The sequence below is a fragment of the Pseudomonas sp. PDM17 genome, from assembly GCF_014851985.1.
Classification (GTDB): Bacteria; Pseudomonadota; Gammaproteobacteria; order Pseudomonadales; family Pseudomonadaceae; genus Pseudomonas.
The window spans coordinates 76,873-92,873 of the sequence record NZ_JACVAT010000011.1; the positions used below are offsets into that span (position 1 = coordinate 76,873).

The 16,001-nt window shown below is 66.3% G+C and carries 15 protein-coding genes; 5 read left to right on the forward strand and 10 right to left on the reverse strand.

The features are described 5' to 3' along the window. Positions 1 to 135: 135 nt before the first annotated feature. Positions 136 to 468 (forward strand): DUF1508 domain-containing protein, encoded by a 333-nt coding sequence (locus IB256_RS28875; RefSeq protein ID WP_081520420.1) that lies wholly within the window; start codon positions 136 to 138, stop codon positions 466 to 468. 236 nt (positions 469 to 704) lie between these two features. Next, on the forward strand, positions 705 to 2,276 hold the full coding sequence (locus IB256_RS28880; RefSeq protein ID WP_192404851.1) for a diguanylate cyclase: 1,572 nt from the start codon (positions 705 to 707) through the stop codon (positions 2,274 to 2,276). Here the strand turns inward: IB256_RS28880 and IB256_RS28885 are convergent. Genes IB256_RS28885 through IB256_RS28905 form a run of 5 tightly spaced genes read right to left on the reverse strand, consistent with a single transcriptional unit; the run spans position 2,273 to position 7,084 of the window. Next, complete coding sequence (locus IB256_RS28885; protein ID WP_192296036.1) at positions 2,273 to 3,169, reverse strand: LysR family transcriptional regulator; 897 nt, start codon at positions 3,167 to 3,169, stop codon at positions 2,273 to 2,275. The genes IB256_RS28880 and IB256_RS28885 overlap by 4 nt on opposite strands. A gap of 2 nt (positions 3,170 to 3,171) precedes the next feature. Continuing rightward, the gene (locus IB256_RS28890) at positions 3,172 to 3,492 is read right to left on the reverse strand and encodes a DUF202 domain-containing protein (RefSeq protein ID WP_192296037.1); all 321 of its coding nucleotides are present in this window, start codon (positions 3,490 to 3,492) and stop codon (positions 3,172 to 3,174) included. After that, complete coding sequence (locus tag IB256_RS28895) at positions 3,489 to 3,854, reverse strand: YidH family protein (RefSeq protein WP_192296038.1); 366 nt, start codon at positions 3,852 to 3,854, stop codon at positions 3,489 to 3,491. Before IB256_RS28895 ends, IB256_RS28890 begins: the two co-directional genes overlap by 4 nt. A gap of 13 nt (positions 3,855 to 3,867) precedes the next feature. After that, positions 3,868 to 5,220 carry a DUF1329 domain-containing protein gene (locus IB256_RS28900; RefSeq protein WP_192404852.1) on the reverse strand — a complete coding sequence of 451 codons (1,353 nt, stop codon included), beginning with the start codon at positions 5,218 to 5,220 and terminating at the stop codon, positions 3,868 to 3,870. Between the two features lie 13 nt (positions 5,221 to 5,233). After that, positions 5,234 to 7,084, reverse strand: coding sequence for a DUF1302 domain-containing protein (locus tag IB256_RS28905; RefSeq protein ID WP_192404853.1), 1,851 nt, complete (start codon positions 7,082 to 7,084; stop codon positions 5,234 to 5,236). Positions 7,085 to 7,379: 295 nt separating this feature from the next. On the opposite strand from IB256_RS28905, the gene IB256_RS28910 reads away from it, so the two are divergent. Next, on the forward strand, positions 7,380 to 8,327 hold the full coding sequence (locus IB256_RS28910; RefSeq protein ID WP_192404854.1) for a LysR family transcriptional regulator: 948 nt from the start codon (positions 7,380 to 7,382) through the stop codon (positions 8,325 to 8,327). A 21-nt stretch (positions 8,328 to 8,348) separates the two neighbouring features. On the opposite strand, the gene IB256_RS28915 is transcribed toward IB256_RS28910, so the two are convergent. From IB256_RS28915 to IB256_RS28925, 3 genes are read right to left on the reverse strand one after another with little or no spacing between them, the layout of a single operon-like run. Next, on the reverse strand, positions 8,349 to 9,623 hold the full coding sequence (locus IB256_RS28915; protein WP_192296042.1) for an MFS transporter: 1,275 nt from the start codon (positions 9,621 to 9,623) through the stop codon (positions 8,349 to 8,351). 53 nt (positions 9,624 to 9,676) lie between these two features. Then, positions 9,677 to 10,846, reverse strand: a complete 1,170-nt coding sequence (locus IB256_RS28920; protein WP_192404855.1) for an acyl-CoA dehydrogenase family protein — start codon at positions 10,844 to 10,846, stop codon at positions 9,677 to 9,679. A gap of 11 nt (positions 10,847 to 10,857) precedes the next feature. Continuing rightward, positions 10,858 to 12,405 (reverse strand): class I adenylate-forming enzyme family protein, encoded by a 1,548-nt coding sequence (locus IB256_RS28925; RefSeq protein ID WP_192296044.1) that lies wholly within the window; start codon positions 12,403 to 12,405, stop codon positions 10,858 to 10,860. 306 nt (positions 12,406 to 12,711) lie between these two features. Between IB256_RS28925 and IB256_RS28930 the strand changes: the two genes are divergently transcribed. Together IB256_RS28930 and IB256_RS28935 are read left to right on the forward strand one after the other, a co-directional pair. Further along, complete coding sequence (locus tag IB256_RS28930; protein ID WP_192296045.1) at positions 12,712 to 13,071, forward strand: hypothetical protein; 360 nt, start codon at positions 12,712 to 12,714, stop codon at positions 13,069 to 13,071. A gap of 27 nt (positions 13,072 to 13,098) precedes the next feature. After that, positions 13,099 to 13,710, forward strand: coding sequence for a Yip1 family protein (locus IB256_RS28935; protein WP_081519766.1), 612 nt, complete (start codon positions 13,099 to 13,101; stop codon positions 13,708 to 13,710). Positions 13,711 to 13,800: 90 nt separating this feature from the next. Here the strand turns inward: IB256_RS28935 and IB256_RS28940 are convergent, their stop codons facing one another. Continuing rightward, entirely contained in the window at positions 13,801 to 13,941 is a 141-nt protein-coding gene (locus IB256_RS28940; RefSeq protein ID WP_167523184.1) for a hypothetical protein, read from the reverse strand. 65 nt (positions 13,942 to 14,006) lie between these two features. Continuing rightward, entirely contained in the window at positions 14,007 to 15,956 is a 1,950-nt protein-coding gene (locus tag IB256_RS28945) for a PAS domain-containing sensor histidine kinase (protein ID WP_192296046.1), read from the reverse strand. Between the last annotated feature and the right edge of the window lie 45 nt (positions 15,957 to 16,001).

Genomic DNA, 16,001 nt, shown 5'->3' on the forward strand with positions numbered 1-16,001 from the left:
TGAGACAAATTGATACAGTAACCCCATGATTCATAGGACTTTTCCTATACAAATAGTACGCCCGTACTCCTAAACTGGCCTGTCACCCTGCGGGAACACCCGCAGGACGTTGACACCGGTTATATGGAGCTACACATGCCCGGTTGGTATGAAATCAAGGAACTCAGCAGCGGCAACCGTCGCGTTCTGCTCAAGAACACTGCCCACGGTACCCTGCTGGAAACTCTGGCCTACCCGACACAGGAGGCAGCCGAGCAGGCCATCAACAGCCTCCGCAGCTCCTGTGCGGCCGTCGAGCGCTACAAGCGCCAGATGTCCCCCGGCGGCAAGAATTTCTTCGTGATCCGCGATAACACCGGTGCAGAACTGCTGACCAGCAAGCTGTACGACTCCGAGGCCGCTCGCGACCAGGCGATCGCAACGATCGCCCAGGCAGGCCTCAGCACCGAGCTGCGCAAGCACGCCTGAGTGACTAGTGAATGAAAGAGCCCCGCGCAATGCGGGGCTCTTTTATGAGCGCCTGAGCGCAATTGCCCCCTGCCGGATGCGTGCCAGCGATGTGACGGACGCCGCAAGCCTGCCTATCCTGAACCTCGCCCCGTCGAGGATTGGCGGGTAGGCTGCACGTCCTTCACCAGCCCCGGCGCTTACATGGATCAGACCCCGACATCGCGATCACCCCGTAGTACCCGGCAGGCCAGCCCATGAAGCGCTGGAGCCGCAAACCGCTGACGCTGCGGATGCTGATACTGGTCTTCGTGCTGCTCGCCGCGCTGGCCACCCTCGGCAACAGTCTGGTGGTCGCCTACAACGTGCAGCGCACCGCACTGATCCACTCGACGCTGGAGGCCAATCGCGCCTATGCAGCCAAGGTGGCGTCGAGCATTCACGAGTTCCTCGGCTCCGCACGGCGCAACCTGGCCTACAGCTCCGGGATACTCGCCAATCACTTCGACGAACCTCCGATACTCCACGCAGAGGCCATGCGGCTGCAGGCCCAGGACGCCTTCTTCAACTCCATCATCATCGTTGACGCCAGTGGCAAGGTCCTGCAGGCCTACCCCGACTCGCTGCAGATCGTCGGCACCACGCTGCGCTCGGAGGCCGTAAAGGAAGCGCTGAGCCTGAAGCAGCCGAAGATCAGCCAGGCCTACGAGTCCATTGCCGGCAACCTCGTGGTACTGATCTCGCAACCGATCACCAGCCCGAGCGGCGAGTACCTGGGCCTGGTCGGTGGCTCGGTGTACATCCTCAAGCCCAGCGTGCTGCATAGCATCATCGGCAGCCACTTCCAGCAGGAAGGCACCTTCGCCTTCGTTGCCGACGCCAACCACCGACTGCTGCACCACCCCGTCCGCGAGCGCGTCGGCGAGGTCGTGAATCACAGCAGCACCATCGAGGCCGCCCTGCGCGGCGAGAGCGGTTCGATGGAGGTACTCAACTACCAGGGCGTGCCCATGCTCGCCGGTTACGCCCAGGTGCCGGAAGCCAACTGGGCAGTGGTGGCCCAGCAACCGCGCGACCTGAGCCTGTCGCCGCTGAACCTGCTGATGAAGGACATGCTGCTGGGACTGATTCCGGCGAGCCTGCTCGGCGTGCTGGCGATCTGGGTCGGCACCTTGCTGATCACCCGACCGCTGCGCCAGCTGGCGCTGAGCGCCGAGCAGTTGTCGAACCCGGAAACGCCCCGCGAACTACAGGGCATCAAGACCTGGTACCGCGAAGCGGCGGCGATCCGCAAGGCGCTGCTCACCGGTGTCGGGCTGATGCAGCAGAAGCTCGGCCAGCTAAGCCAGGAGGCGCAAAGCGACGCCCTCACCGGCCTGGCCAACCGTCGCGCGCTGGGTGTAGCACTGGATGCGCTGGAGCAATCCGGGGTGGCCTACTCGGTACTCGCGGTGGATATCGACCACTTCAAGCGGGTCAACGACACCTGGGGCCACGATGCCGGCGACGAAGCCCTGCGGCGGATCGCGGCGGTGCTGCGCGACTCGTCCCGCGCCGGCGACCTGGCCTGCCGCGCCGGTGGCGAGGAATTCGTCCTGCTGCTGCCGCAGACGTCCCTGGAAACCGCCACCGGCATCGCCGAACGCATCCGTGAGACCGTGGCGCTCACACAGATACCGCAGGTGGGGCTGGTCACGCTGTCCATCGGCGTCGCCGACCTGGGCGCACTGGCCGTGACCCCGGAAGCGGTGCTCAAGCTTGCCGACCAGCGCTTGTACAGCGCCAAGCAGAGCGGCCGCAACCGCGTGGTCGGCAGCGACGAAACCTAGGCCGCCGTATCCAGCATCGACAGGCGCGAAGCCAGCGCCCGCGCCAGACCGGCAATCCGCCCGCCATCACCCAGGCTGGGGGCGATGTAGATGGCCACGGGGAAGGCCACCGCTTCACCCAGCGGCAACGGCTGGCAGTTCAGCCCCAGCAGGCACGCCATGCGAGCTGGCAACGTCACCCCCAGCGGATGCCGGTCCAGCATCAGCCGCGCGGCCAGTGCGCTCTGCACACGGCAGGCGATGTTCCGGCGCAACCCGCGCAAACCCAATTGCAGGTCCACCGGGCACAGGCCGCCGCGCCGGGCGGAGACCTGGATCTGCGGCTGGCGCAGGTAGTCCGCGAGGCTTTCCGGTGGCCGCTGCAGCGCCGCGCCATGGGCGAAGACGTAGTGGTCCGCCGCGACCGTGAGGCGCTCGATGCCATAGCCGAACGGCACCACCTGATCGATGTCCAGCAGGATGTCCAACTGGCCACCGCGCAGTTCGTCGAAGGCCACGCGGCGTTGCGGCTGGTAGAAGGTCACCCGCCAGTCCTCAGCGAGCCGCGCCAGCGCCGTGTCGAGGAACAGCGGCTGCAGGCAGTCGATGCAGCTGACCCGTAGCTCCGGCGTGGAAGGCTCGCGCCCCGGCACCTGACGCCAGCCTTCACGCAGGCTTTCGAAGGCCAGGCGTACATGGTCGGCCAGGCGGTGCGCTGCCACGGTGGGCGTCACGCCCAGGTGGCTCTTGATGAACAGTGGGTCGCCGCAGTGCTTGCGCAGACGGCTCAGGGCGTTGCTCACCGCCGGCTGGCTCAGGCCCATCAGCCGCGCTGCACGGGTGATGCTGCGCTGCTGGTAGATGGCGTCGAAGACCGACAGCAGGTTCAGGTCGAGGTCGTACAGATCGTGCATGGTCAGATTTCGTCGTGCAGCAGGATCAGGCCGAGCAAGATGCCGGCGGTGAGCACCAGCGCCAGGCTCAGGCAGGCTACGGCGCGGCCATTACCGCCACTGTGATCACCCGCGAGCGCACGGCGGCTGCGCCGGTAGTGACCGCCCTGCCCGACCAGGCAGACCAGCGCGCAGCTCACCAGCAACGCCGCGGGAACCAGCGCCAGCGCAGACAGCTCGCCGATCCGCCGCAGCACCAGCGCAGCCAATACCAGCAGCACCAGCAAGGTCCGCGTCCAGGCCAGCGTGGTGCGCTCGGCCTGCAATCCCTTGTCCCTGTTCATCGCGGGTAGCCGATCAGCCCGGCGGCCAGCACCACGCAAGCCATTGCCAATAGCGGCACAAGCAACGGCACCGGCAAGGGCCGCCCCTGGCGCAGCGCGCGCTCCACGCCCAGCCAGCGCAACCCTGCCGCGCCGGCGGTGAGCAGGCCGAGGCCGGCCAGCATCAGCGCGAGGAAAGTCCGCGCGGGACCCGGCAGCGCGGGGTCGGCGAAGGCGTCCACGGCGACGGCGCCGGCCAGCAGCGCCATGGCGGTGCGAATCCAGGCCAGGAAGGTGCGCTCGTTGGCCAGGGTGAAGCGCGGGTCCGGCTCCTGGCCGCCGCCCAGCAGGCGGTCGGCCAGGCGGCTGCGGCCACTGCTCATTGCGCCTGCGCCATCAGCGGATGCCCAGCCCGCGCAGGGCGCCCGGTGAATAGTCCGAGGTGGTGGCGCGGAAGCCGAAATCATAACCGCGCGGCTGCTCGTTGCTCAGGTTCGAAGCGATGTAGCGGCCGGCCTGCAGGTCGTAGAACACCTGCGCGGCGGACAGCAATACCTGGGCGTCCGGGCGGTAGAAGGTGTGGTTCTCGCCGATCCGCCAGAGCTCGCCACGGCTGTCGTACTGGTCGCTCTCCACCACCGTCCAGCTGTCCTCGTCGAGGTAGAAGCGACGCTTGGAGTAGATATGCCGGGCACCGGGCTTCAGGATCGCTTCCACTTCCCAGACGCGGTGCAGCTCGTAGCGGGTTGGCGCGGCGTCGATCACGCCGGGCTTGAGGAAGTCCGCGTACTTCAGGCCCGGCGAGGCCAGACGATAGCTGTTGTAGGGGATGTACAGCTCCTTCTTGCCGATCAGCTTCCAGTCGTAGCGGTCCGGGGCGCCGTTGTACATGTCGCGGCTGTCGGCGGTGCGCAGGCCGGCAGTGGTCGGACCGGCGGCGTCGTAGGCGTTGTCCGGGGCGCGGCGCACGCGGCGCTGGCCGGAACTGTAGACCCAGGACAGGCGCGGTTGCTTCACCTGGTCCAGCGTCTCGTGGACCAGCACCACCTCACCCACCTGGCGCGACGGCGCAGTGATGCGGTGGCTGTAATAGAACAGCATGTTGTCCACCTTGCCCGGCTCGTAGTTGCTCACCTGGTCGGCCATGGTGAAGCGCTGTTCGGTGGTGGTGATCACGTAGTCACCGCCGGCCTGGGGCGCCGCGCTGTCGTTGACCGACAGCAGGCTGCCGCCGCGGTAGCGGGTGATGTGGTTCCAGATCGCTTCCAGGCCGTTCTGCGGAATCGGGAACGCCACCGCACCATGAAAGCCTTCGATGCCGTTGCCTTCGTTGACCAGCCTGGCGCCAGTGGCGTTCTGCGCCACCCAGCCTTTCACCGAGTCCGAGACGCCCACGCTGCGGCGGCTCGGGTACACCGGCAGTTTGTACTGACCGGGGTAGCGCTTGAGCAGCGCAATCTGACCCGCCGTGAGGTTGGCCTGGTATTGCTGGTAGTTGCCCGAATCGATGGTGAACAGCGGCTGGTCACCAGCGTAAGGGTCGGCCGGCGTGCCGTTGCCCTGGATCTTCAGGCCCTCGCCGGACAGCCCGCCCTGCCAGGCAGGGACCTTGCCGTCAGCGCTGGCGGCGCGCTCGGCGCCTAGGGGAGTCAGGCTGTCTTGCAGCTTGGCAGCCTCCCCGGCCGGCACGGCGGCATGCGCGCCGTGGGCCAGGAGGATGGCGGAGAACAGGCAGTAGATGCGTTTCAAGGGGCAGGCTCCGTCAGAAGTTGATGCCGACCGACAGCGAGACGAAATCGCGGTCGCCGCGGTTGCCGTAGTCGCCATCGAAATAGTTGGTGTAGGAAATGCCGGCGGTGTAGGTGCTGTTGAAGTCCGCATCCAGCGAGACGCCGACCGCCTTGGAGCCCTCGTTGAAGCCCGAGACCTCCGCCGGGGCGTAGCCCTTCACGTCGTGGGACCAGGAGAGGCCGGGCTTGAGGTCGATACCGGCGATGGCGTTGGCGTAGCTCCAGATCGCCCGGGCGCGGTAGCCCCAGGAGAAGGACGTGACGAAGCCTTCGTTGTTGCAGTTCTCCGGGGTGGCCGAGTTGGCGATGCACACCGCGTTGTTGGCCAGCTCGCCCGAGCCGAAAGTGCTGTTTCGCCCGTAGCGCGGGCCGCCGTTGCCCTCCAGGCCGCCAACGAAGGTGGCGCCTACCTCACCCACCAGCACCAGTTGGTCCGCGCCCATGACCTGGCTGATGGTCTGGGTGGCGGTCATCTGCGCCTGGGTCACTTCCTTGCGGCGGTAACCGTCAGTGGCGTTGCTGTCGGCGTAGGCCACGACACCGCTGCTGTACAAGGGCGTACGCGACGGATCACCGAGGCCGGACTGGATCAGGTCCGGGCCGTTGAACTGCAGCGGCAGGTTCGGCCGGTAGCTGATCTCGCCCTGCAGCGCGGTGCCGGTCGACAGCGTGGTGGCGAAGGTCAGGCCGTACAGGCGGATGTCTTCGGGGTACTCGACGAAGTAGCTGGAAGTGCCCATGCGCAGCGCGTCGGTCAGCGTCTTGCCGGCGCTGCTGCTCATCAGGCCGTTGCAGGCCGCGCCGGACAGTCCGAGGTTGCCGCACAGCTGCGGGACGAAGTTGCTGTTGGTCAGGTACGGGCTGCTGATCGACCCGGTGTACGGCAGGCGACTGTGGTAGTTGGCCGCGTAGGCGCCGAACTCGGTGTCCAGGGTCGGCACGAACCAGTGCAACGACAGGCCCCACTGGCCGCTGTTGCGCGCGTCCTGGTCGGCGGCGCGCTGCAGGCGGATGCCTTCACTGGTCAGGTCGACGCCGAACGGCGTCAGCGCGCGCACGGCAGCGGCGTTGCCGGTGAGGTTCCTGCCCACGTCCAGGCCGTAGCAACCGTCGGGGATGTAGTCGTTGCTGGAGAAGAAGGTGCCGCAGTTGTCCAGATTGGTCTGTTCCCAGTCCAGCTGGTAGAAGAAGTCGGCCGAGAGGTTCTCGCTGAGGTTCTGGGTGACGTAGAACAGGTTCACCGGCACCAGCGCGTCCTTCACTTCCGAGCCCGGCCGGCGGATGGCCGACAGGTTGGTCGGGTTGACCACGTTCAGACCGCCCTGGATGAAGGTGCTCTCGCCCCAGTTCACCACCTGCTTGCCCAGCCGCACGGAGCCCGGCTCATCGGCGATCTGGAAGTTGTGGTAGACGAAGGCGTCGAGCAGCTCGAAGCCGGCGGACTTGTTGGCGTTCTTGCGGCCGTTGTCCTCGACGTCCTTGAAGCGCTGGCTCTCGTCGCGCAGGGCGTAGTCGTACCAATAGCTGCCGCGCAGGAACACGCCGCTGTCGTTGTACTTCAGCTCCAGGTCGTGGCGACCCTTGAAGATCTTCGAGAAGACGTCGCCGGCGCGGTAGTTGCGGCGGCCGTCATCGCCCGAGGCGCTGCGCATCAGGCGCTGTTCCGGGTTGTGGGTGGACATGCTGGCGCCCAGCGACAGCGCAGAGTCGAGCTGACCCTGGATTTCCCCGATCTCGAAGTTGTAACCCCAGGCACAATGGCTGGTGCAAGTTGCGACCAATAGCCATGAGCCTCGCACCATGATGCGAACTTTCGGCGTCATCACTCTTATCCTCTTTATTCTTGTTCGAGCGATCTTCAGGCAATACAGAGTTATCCTCGAAATCACTTTAACCAACGCGAGATTTCGATCTTAAGTGGCTGTATTATCTGGATATCTTTATTGGAATAATTACTCTTCAGATTAACTTCCAGAAGACTTGGCAGATTGTTGGCTTATCGTTACCGACCCTTGCTTTGCAGTGATGGGTCGATACTAAATAGCCCCCTTGCGACGAACAAATATCGTCTTCAGATGGGCCCCATAACAAACCGGCATGGCCGGAAAAGGCACGACGATGACCCTCAAGCAGTTGCGTTACCTGATCGCCATCGCCGAGGCCGGCAGCTTTTCCGCCGCCGCCCGCAAGGCCTATATCGCCCAGCCGGCGCTGAGCCGGCAGATCGGCATGCTGGAGAGCGAACTGGAGGTGCAACTGCTGCTGCGCCAGCACGACGGTGTGGACCTCACCGACGCCGGCCGGCGTCTCTACGAAGTGGCGCGCTCGGTGGTGCAGAAGATCGATTCGGTGAAGGACGAGCTGGTTTCCAGCCGGGGCGATCCGCGCGGCCGGGTATCCGTGGCGATCCCGGTGACCACCTCCGCCCTGCTGCTGCCGGCGATCATCCAGCGCGTGCAGGAACGCTTCCCCGGCATCGACCTGGTGGTACGCGACGGCCTGAGCAAGGAAGGTGGCGAAGCCATCGAACTGGGCAAGGTGGATTTCGGCATCGTGCCCAATGCCGAGGAGCTGGAAGGCGTGGTTGCCGAGCCGATCTTCGTCGAGCAGCTCTACTGGGTTGGGCGCATTCCTACGGTCAGCGAAGGCGACACCATCACCCTGGCCGAGGCGCTCAGTCTGCCGCTGGTGATGCCGCCTCGGGGCATGCATCTGCGCCGACGCATCGAGCAGGTGGCCATGGCCGCAGGGCTTGAGCTCAACGTGAAGTACGAGCAGCAGTCCGCGTACGGCATCACCGGCCTGGTGTCCAGCGGGCTGGCGGCGTCCATCAGCAACTGGCCGCCCATCGAGGTGGGCTCCCAAGCCATGGCGCGGCGCATCGTCGAGCCGCAGATCGAGCGCACCGTGTCCATTGCCCACTCGGCGCACAAGCCGCTGAGCTTTGCCGCCTCCTGCGTGCACGACCTGATGCGCGAGCTGCTGGTGGAGTCGGTGCGTAACGGAACGTGGAAAGGCGAGCTGATCGAGCGCTCGCCTCTGCCGGCGGTCAATCTCGACGATTGACCGCTATTTCATCGCCCCCGCTCAGCTGGCCGTGGCCAGCTCACCGCAGAGCTGGGCCCGCGAACGCTGCGGGCGCAGCCAGGCCAGCCCGACCAGCCCCGCCACCACCAGCAATACACCGCTGACTGCGAAGCCGTGGGCATAGCCGGCGCCATCCAGGCCGCCGGAGCGCTGTACCAGGAAGCCGGTGACGATGGGCGCGCTCAGCCCTGCCAGCGAGGAGAAGGCGTTACCGATGGCGAGGATGCTGCCGCGCTGAGCGGTGGGCGTGACTTCCGCCAGCATCGCCGGGCCTACCGAGTACATCACCAGCGCCAAGCCGCCGCTCAGGGTCATGTAGGTCATGCGCAGCGCCACCGGCAGGTCCGCCAGCAGGCTGATGGACAAAACCCCGCTGGCCATCAGGCAGGCGGAGACGAACACGCCCCGCGCCACGCGCGACGACACCCCGGCACGCAGCATGCGTTGCGACAGCCATGCCATGAACAGGCTCAGCGGCATGGTCACCAGCACGAACAGGCCGAACAGCCGCCCGGCGTTCATCCCGCTCAGGCCCAGGCCGCTCTCCAGGTAGGCCGGCACCCAGGTCAGGGTCAGCGCCAGCGACCAGTTGGCGGCGAAGTGGCAGAAGTAGTTGGCCAGCACTGTACTGTCGCCCAGCAGGCGGCGGTACGGCAGGCGTTCGCCACCCGGCTGGCCCTGGCGAACCTCGCCCAGCCGGCCTTCCTGGCCGAAGAAGAACCAGGCCGCGCACCACACCGCGCCGAGAATCGCGAGGATGGCGAAGTTGCTGCGCCAACCGTAGTGGGTGCTGACCCACGGGATCATCAGCCCGGCGATCAGCAGGCCCATGGCGCTGCCCGAGTGCAGCAGCGCCACCGGCAGGCTGCGGCGCTCGTCGGGGAACCACTTGTACAGCGCGTGGGTGGCGACCGGCGAGGCCGGTCCTTCGCCCACGCCCAGCAGCACCCGGCAGGCCACCAGCGTCCATAGCGAAGTGGCATAGAGCATCGGCAACTGCACCAGCGCCCAGAAGGCGCCCATGCCCAGCAGCATCCAGCGAGTGGAGCGGCGGTTGGCGAGGAAGCCGCCGACCACCGCGGAGATGGAAAACAGCCAGTGCAGGCTGCCACCGACCAGGCCGAATTCGGCCGGGGTCAGGTTCAACTCCTTCATCATCGGCACTGCGACCAGGCCGGTGACCACCTTGTCGAGGAAGTTAACCAGCATCATCGCCGCCAGCAGGAAGGCGACAGTCCAGGCTTTTCGGGGCTGGAAGGCATGAGCATCGTGCATGTTGCTTGTCTCTCTCTTGTTCTTGTGGGCGCTGCGCTGTCAGGTCCTGCCGGTCAATCGGGCATCAGGATGCCCTTGGCAATGGTGTTGCGCTGAATTTCGCTGGTCCCGGTGAGGATGCGCATCATACGGGTCGCGCGGAACAGCCATTCCACCGGATGGCCGTTGATCAAGCCGGCGCCACCGTGCACCTGCACGGCGCGGTCGGCGATGCGGAAGGCGGTCTCCGAGCTGAACACCTTGCACATCGACGACTGGGTGCGGATGTCGCCGCCCGCGTCATAGCTGGCTGCCGTGGCGTACATCATGCTGCGCGCGGCATACAGCTCGGTGGCCATGTCGGCGATCATGTGGCTGACCGCCTGGAACATGCCGATCGGCCGGCCAAACTGCACCCGCGTGCGGGCATAATCCACCGACAGGTTCAGCGCCAGGTCGGCCATGCCGAGCATGGTCGCGCAATGCAGCAGGCGATTCAGGGTGATGCGCCCCATGGCCAGCTTGAAGCCCTTGCCCGCCTCGCCGATGCGGTGCGCCACCGGTACCTTCACCCCTTCGAGGATGATGTCGCCGTGGGTGCCGGGGCCGGACATCGCCTGGTAGTCGGAGACGACTTTCGCACCTGGAGCCGACAGATCGACGAAGAACGCCGAGATTCCGTCCGCGCCCTTGCCTGGCCCGGTCACCGCCAGCAGCACGGCGAAGTCCGCGTAGGGCGCGCCGGAGATGTAGCGCTTGGCGCCGTCCAGCACGTAGTGTTCGCCCTCCAGGCGCGCGCTGGTCTTGATCGCCGTGGCATCGGAGCCGGCCTCGGCCTCGGTCAGAGCAAAGCACACGGCCTTCTCGGCGCGGCACACCGGACGCAGGAAATGCTCGACCTGCTCTTCGCTGGCCACGCGGAACAGATGACCGACCCGCGGCGGGCCGCTCAGCTCGCCCAGCACGTGGGCGGCCAGCACTGCGCCGCTGCTGGCGGCGGCTTCCTTCACCGCGCACAGGTCGGCGATGCCCAGGCCGGCACCGCCCAGTTCCTCGGGCAGCATGATGTTGTAGAAGCCGCGCTCGCAGGAGCGCTGCCACAGGCTGCGCAACAGCTCGCGGGAGTGCTTCTCGCCGAAGCGGATGCCCTCGCGCTGCTCCAGCGGCAGCAGTTCTTCACGGATGAAGCCGCGCAGATCTTCGATGATCGCCTGCGCCTTGGGGCTGGGTTGAATCGCTTGCATGGTCATGCTCCTCAGATCCGCCGATCCTGGTTCTGCCAGTAGGGTTCGCGCACCAGGCGGCGCACGACCTTGCCGTTGGGGTTCTTCGGCAGCTCGCGGACGAAGTCCACGCTGCGCGGCTTCTTGAAGCCGGCCAGCTGCGCGGCGCACAGCTCTATGATCCGCGCCTCGTCCAGCTGCATGCCGGGTTTGAGCACCACCACCGCCTTGATTGCCTCGCCCCACTGCTCGTCGGGCACGCCGACCACCGCCGCCTCGAAGATTTCCGGCAGGCTGTAGAGCACCTGCTCCACCTCGGTCGGGTAGATGTTGAAACCACCGGAAATGATCATTTCCTTCTTGCGGTCGACGATGAACACGTAGCCGTGCTCATCCACCGTGGCGAGGTCGCCGGTGAGGTAGTAGCCGTCGCGCATGACCTCGGCGGTCAGCTCCGGCGCCTGCCAGTAGCCCTGCATGATGTCCGGCCCGCGCACGACGATCTCGCCGATCTCGCCGGCCTTCACGTCCTCGAAGTCGTCGTTGACCACCCGCAGGTCGGTGTCGAAGTAGCAGCGCCCGCAGGAGGCCAGGCGCCTGGGGTCGTCCAGCGCGGCGATATGGTCCTGCTCGGTGAGCACGGTGACCAGCGAACAGGTCTCGCCGGCGCCGTAGCCCTGGGCGAGGATCGGCCCGAACACCTGCATGGCACGGCGCACCAGCGCAGGCGCCATGGGCGCGGCACCGTACATCACCAGGCGCAGGCTGCTCAGGTCGTAGGTTTCCACGCCGGGGAAGTTCACCAGGCGATTGATCATCGCCGGCACCAGGAACAGCCGGGTGACGCGCTCGCGCTGGATGGCCTCCAGCAGCAGGCGGTCGTCGTAGCGCTCCACCAGCAGGTTGCAGGCACCAGCGGCGAGCAGCGGCATGATCTGCATGCCGCTGGCATGGGTGATCGGGCCAACATGGGCCATCACATCGCCCGGCCCTGAACGGCCGGTGGGGCTGGCGATGCTCTTGCGCACCAGCGCCTTGCGGTTGCCGACGCTGAGCATGGCGGCCTTGAGCACGCCGGAGCTGCCGGAGGTGTAGTGCAGCACGGCCAGGGCATCGTCCGCCGGGTCGCAACTGACCGGCGCCTCAGAGCCGCGCTCGAGCACCTGCTCGTAAGGCACGTCGGCGCCCTCGTCCGTCAGCGGGACGATCAGCTTCAGGTCCGGCAGCTCGGCGCGGCGCTGGTCGATCAGTCGGGCGAAGGCGGCATCGGCGATCACCGCCTGGCTGCGCGAATCCTTCAGCACGCTCAACACTTCATCGGGGGCCAGGCGCGCGTTGATCGGCACCTTGACCATGGCGTTCTTGTAGAGGGCGACTTCCGCCTCCACCAGCTCGACGCGGTTGGGTGCCAGGATCGCCACATGGGCGCCCTGCTCCAGCCCCAGCGCCTGTAGCCCTGAGGCCAGGCGGTTGGTGCGGCGTTCGAGGTCGGCGAAGGTGATACGTTGGCGGGAGTCGACCACGGCTTCGCGGTCAGGCCAGTAAAGCGCGCTACGGCGCAGGATTTTACCCAGGTCCACTTGTTGTTCTCGTTGTCAGGGGAAACGCAAGAGATGCTAAGAGCCGAGCGCTGCGCCCGGCCAATACCATAGGTCGATGCCGCCCATGCCGGAATGCGATGGGTCCTGCCGGGCGTGGCGTGAGGCTCAGGTCAGCGGCAGCTCCTGAGCGACGCCACGGAACCGTTCGTCCCTGGCACCGAACACCGGACGCCCGGCACAGGTCATCCGCATAGGCGACGCGAAAGACGCCGCCCACTGCCAGTGCTCATGCCGAGCCACACACGCTTGACCACTCACGCTCACCCGATCCGGGAGGTGCAAACGATGGGCTGGAATGATCATCAGGATGTCGAACGCTCGGAAGGCCTTCGCCGGCTGCTCGAAGAAGGCGCGCTGGAATCCGACAGCCGCCAGGAAATCCTTGCTCGCTACATCCTCAACCACGGGTTTGCTGCACTGTCGGAAACCCAGCAGCAGGCGTTCCAGGAGCAGTTGCTGCCACTGCTCGACCTCCGTGACCGCAGCGAGGGGCTGATGCCCCAGAGCGACCTCGATCCGGCCATCGACGATCCGGAGCTGGCCAGTTCGCAGATCAACGATCCGGGCAATGAAGACCCCGGTTCGCTGATCGAAATCGAGGTTGCCGAGGGCCTGCACTCCGCCAACCGGTCCAGGCGGCACTGAAACCCTTTCAAGGCTTAGGAGAACGCCATGACCTTTCCCCTGACCCATTTCTTCGTGCACCCCGAGAAGGCCTGGCACGAACTGCGCGACAGCACCGACCAGCACCCGGCGGCCTACCTGCCGTTCTGGCTGCTGCTGCCGCTGATCCCGGCGGTGTGCCTGTTCATCGGCACCACCCAGGTGGGCTGGCGCCTGCCGGGCAACAGCGAAACCCAGTTCCTCAGCGCCGCCAGTGGCGCGCTGCTCGGGTTCTGGTGCTACGTCGGCCTGGTGGCCGGGATAGTGATCATCGCCTACCTCACGCGCTGGGTGCTGTTCCGCACCGAGGTGCGGCCCAATATCAACCACAGCATGGGCTTCTCCACCGCCGTCGCCTTGCCGCTGATGCTCGCCGGTATTGCCGCGCTGCTGCCCTCGCGCTGGCTGCTGATCCTCGCTGCCGGGGCCGCCACGGCCTATTCCGGCTGGCTGCTGTTCATCGGCCTGCCGATCTACATGCGTCTGACCCAGCGCAGTGCCGCGTTCTATGCGGGTTGCATCCTCGGCCTTGGCTTTCTGGCGCTGCTGACCACGGCGTTCGGCTTCCTGGAAATGTGGGGCCAGACAATGACGGGGGCTGGGGAATATCTGCAGGAGTAAGCGCCGAGATCCGTGGCCTGCAGCAGCCTTCCCGTCGCGCGATCGCGGCAATGGAAGACTGCTGCGCAGCCGGAAAGTCTGCGTAGCCGTTCATTGTTCCGGCTGCGGCACCGGTTCCTCCGGGGGCTGCTGCATCGGCAGCTCCTCGGGAAAGTCCTCGGGAATCTGGCTCTCGCGGTCCGGCGGGGCTTCCTGTGGGTCCGGTCGCTGTGCCTGGGGATGAGCGTACATGGCGAGTCCTCCGGGACATGGGCAGTCTCCATTGGGCGCGCCCTGTCCTCTGAGGTTCGGTTTATCTACCCGACGTGCTTCACCTGCAGCAGCAAAGCCAGCAACTGGTCGCGGTCGAACGGTTTGGGCAGACGCACCACCGAGTCGGCCAGAGTATCCAGCCGTCCCGCGTAACCGGTGGTCAGCACACAGGTCAATGCGGGGTATGACTGGCGCACCTGCTGGATCAGCAGCATGCCGTCCATGTCCGGCATGGCGAAATCGGTGATCATCAGGTCGAAGTCCGACTGCTCCAGCCATTGCAGCGCCGCCCGCGCCGAATCGGTTCGCGCGACCTGGCAACCCAGGTCCGCCAGCAGCGCGCTGGTGCCGGCCAGCACCAGCGCGTCATCGTCCACCACCAGCACCCGCAGGCCCAGCGGCTCCAGGGGTTCGCCCACCGCATCGGGCGGCAGTTCGGTGCTTTCTGCTACCAGCTCCGCCTTCGTCTTCACCGCCGGCAACCAGATTTCCGCAGTGGTGCCCTGCCCTGGCGTACTGCGCAACAGCAGCGCGCCGCCCTGCTGCTGGGCCAGTCCATGGACGATGGACAATCCCAGCCCCGTGCCCTTGCCGGTCGGCTTGGTGGTGAAGAATGGCTCGGCGGCGCGGCGCAGGGTGTCCTCGTCCATGCCCAGCCCCGAGTCTGTCATGGCCAGGCACACGTATTCCCCCGGCGCCAGCTTGCCGCCCTGGCGCGGTCCGACCTGGGCATTGCGTGCCGAGAAGGTGATGCTGCCGCCGCCAGGCATGGCGTCGCGGGCGTTGGTGGCGAGGTTGATGATCGCCAGCTCCAGCTGGTTCTGGTCGCTCATCACGCAGTCCAGCTGAAGCGGAAAGCGCGTCTCCAGGCTGATGGTCGGGCCCAGGGAGCTGACCAGCAGCTCGCTCATGTCCTGCAGCAGTGCCGGCAGCTGGATCGGTTGCGGGAACAGCCGCTGCTTGCGGGCGAAGGCCAGCATCCGCTGAGTCAGCTGGGCGCCGCGGCGGGTCGCCTCCAGCGCGTTGCGCCAGATGTTCTGGACCTTCTCGTTGTCCCTGGGCAGTTGTCGTTCGAGCAACTGCAGCCCGCCAAGGATCACTGTCAGCAGGTTATTGAAGTCGTGGGCGACGCCGCCGGTCAGCTGGCCGAGTGACTCCATCTTCTGCGACTGGATCAGTTCGTCGCGGGCGCGCTCCAGCTCTTCCTGGGCGCGGCGCTTGTCGGTGATGTCGCGGGTGATCTTGGCGAAACCCAGCAGCTTGCCGGCGTCGTCGAATACCGGGTCGATGACGATATTGGCCCAGAACCGCGAGCCGTCCTTGCGCATCTGCAGGCGTTCTTCCTCGTAGCGCCCCTCGGCCAGCGCGGTGCTCAGGCTGGTCTCGGGAACGCCTCCCTGGCGGTCCTCGTCGCAGTAGAAGCAGTCGAAGCGACGGCCGATGATCTCCTCGGGGTGGTAGCCCTTGATCCGCTCCGCGCCGGAGTTCCAGCTGGTGACATTGCCCTCGGGGTCAAGCATGTACAGCGCGTAGTCGGTGACGCCATTGACCAGCAGGCGGAAATGCTGCTCGCTGCGGCGCAGGGCCTGCTCGGTCTCGTGCTGCTCGGTGCGGTCGCGGGTGATCTTGGCGAAGCCCAGCAGCTCCCCGGAAACATCGCGGATGGCGTCGATCACCACGTGGGCCCAGAACGAACTGCCATCGCGGTGCAGGCGCCAGCCCTCACTCTCGAAGCGCCCGACCCGCGCCGCCTCGCCCAGCGCCAGCTCCGGCAGTCCGGCCTCGCGGTCGGCGGGGGTATAGAAACGCGAGAAGTGCTCGCCGAGTATCTCATCGGCGGCGTAGCCCTTCAGGCGCTGCGCCCCAGAGCTCCAGCTGCTGACGCGGCCATCGGGGTCGAGCATGTAGATGGCATAGTCGGTCACCGCCTCGACCAGCAGGCGGTAGCGCGCATCTTCGACGAGCTGGGCGGTGCTGGCGGTCGTATCGGGCATCAGGTCTGCTCTCTTGGCTCATTGGAGCAAAGCATAGGCGCAGCC

What these genes read in the sequence shown, in the direction of transcription:
- IB256_RS28915 (WP_192296042.1), bottom strand. Translation starts at nt 9,623, where the DNA reads ATGCACGATGCTCATGCCTTCCAGCCCCGAAAAGCCTGGACTGTCGCC.
- IB256_RS28935 (WP_081519766.1), top strand. Translation starts at nt 13,099, where the DNA reads ATGACCTTTCCCCTGACCCATTTCTTCGTGCACCCCGAGAAGGCCTGG.
- IB256_RS28890 (WP_192296037.1), bottom strand. Translation starts at nt 3,492, where the DNA reads ATGAACAGGGACAAGGGATTGCAGGCCGAGCGCACCACGCTGGCCTGG.
- IB256_RS28920 (WP_192404855.1), bottom strand. Translation starts at nt 10,846, where the DNA reads ATGCAAGCGATTCAACCCAGCCCCAAGGCGCAGGCGATCATCGAAGAT.
- IB256_RS28895 (WP_192296038.1), bottom strand. Translation starts at nt 3,854, where the DNA reads ATGAGCAGTGGCCGCAGCCGCCTGGCCGACCGCCTGCTGGGCGGCGGC.
- IB256_RS28880 (WP_192404851.1), top strand. Translation starts at nt 705, where the DNA reads ATGAAGCGCTGGAGCCGCAAACCGCTGACGCTGCGGATGCTGATACTG.
- IB256_RS28905 (WP_192404853.1), bottom strand. Translation starts at nt 7,084, where the DNA reads ATGACGCCGAAAGTTCGCATCATGGTGCGAGGCTCATGGCTATTGGTC.
- IB256_RS28945 (WP_192296046.1), bottom strand. Translation starts at nt 15,956, where the DNA reads ATGCCCGATACGACCGCCAGCACCGCCCAGCTCGTCGAAGATGCGCGC.
- IB256_RS28930 (WP_192296045.1), top strand. Translation starts at nt 12,712, where the DNA reads ATGGGCTGGAATGATCATCAGGATGTCGAACGCTCGGAAGGCCTTCGC.
- IB256_RS28940 (WP_167523184.1), bottom strand. Translation starts at nt 13,941, where the DNA reads ATGTACGCTCATCCCCAGGCACAGCGACCGGACCCACAGGAAGCCCCG.
- IB256_RS28885 (WP_192296036.1), bottom strand. Translation starts at nt 3,169, where the DNA reads ATGCACGATCTGTACGACCTCGACCTGAACCTGCTGTCGGTCTTCGAC.
- IB256_RS28910 (WP_192404854.1), top strand. Translation starts at nt 7,380, where the DNA reads ATGACCCTCAAGCAGTTGCGTTACCTGATCGCCATCGCCGAGGCCGGC.
- IB256_RS28875 (WP_081520420.1), top strand. Translation starts at nt 136, where the DNA reads ATGCCCGGTTGGTATGAAATCAAGGAACTCAGCAGCGGCAACCGTCGC.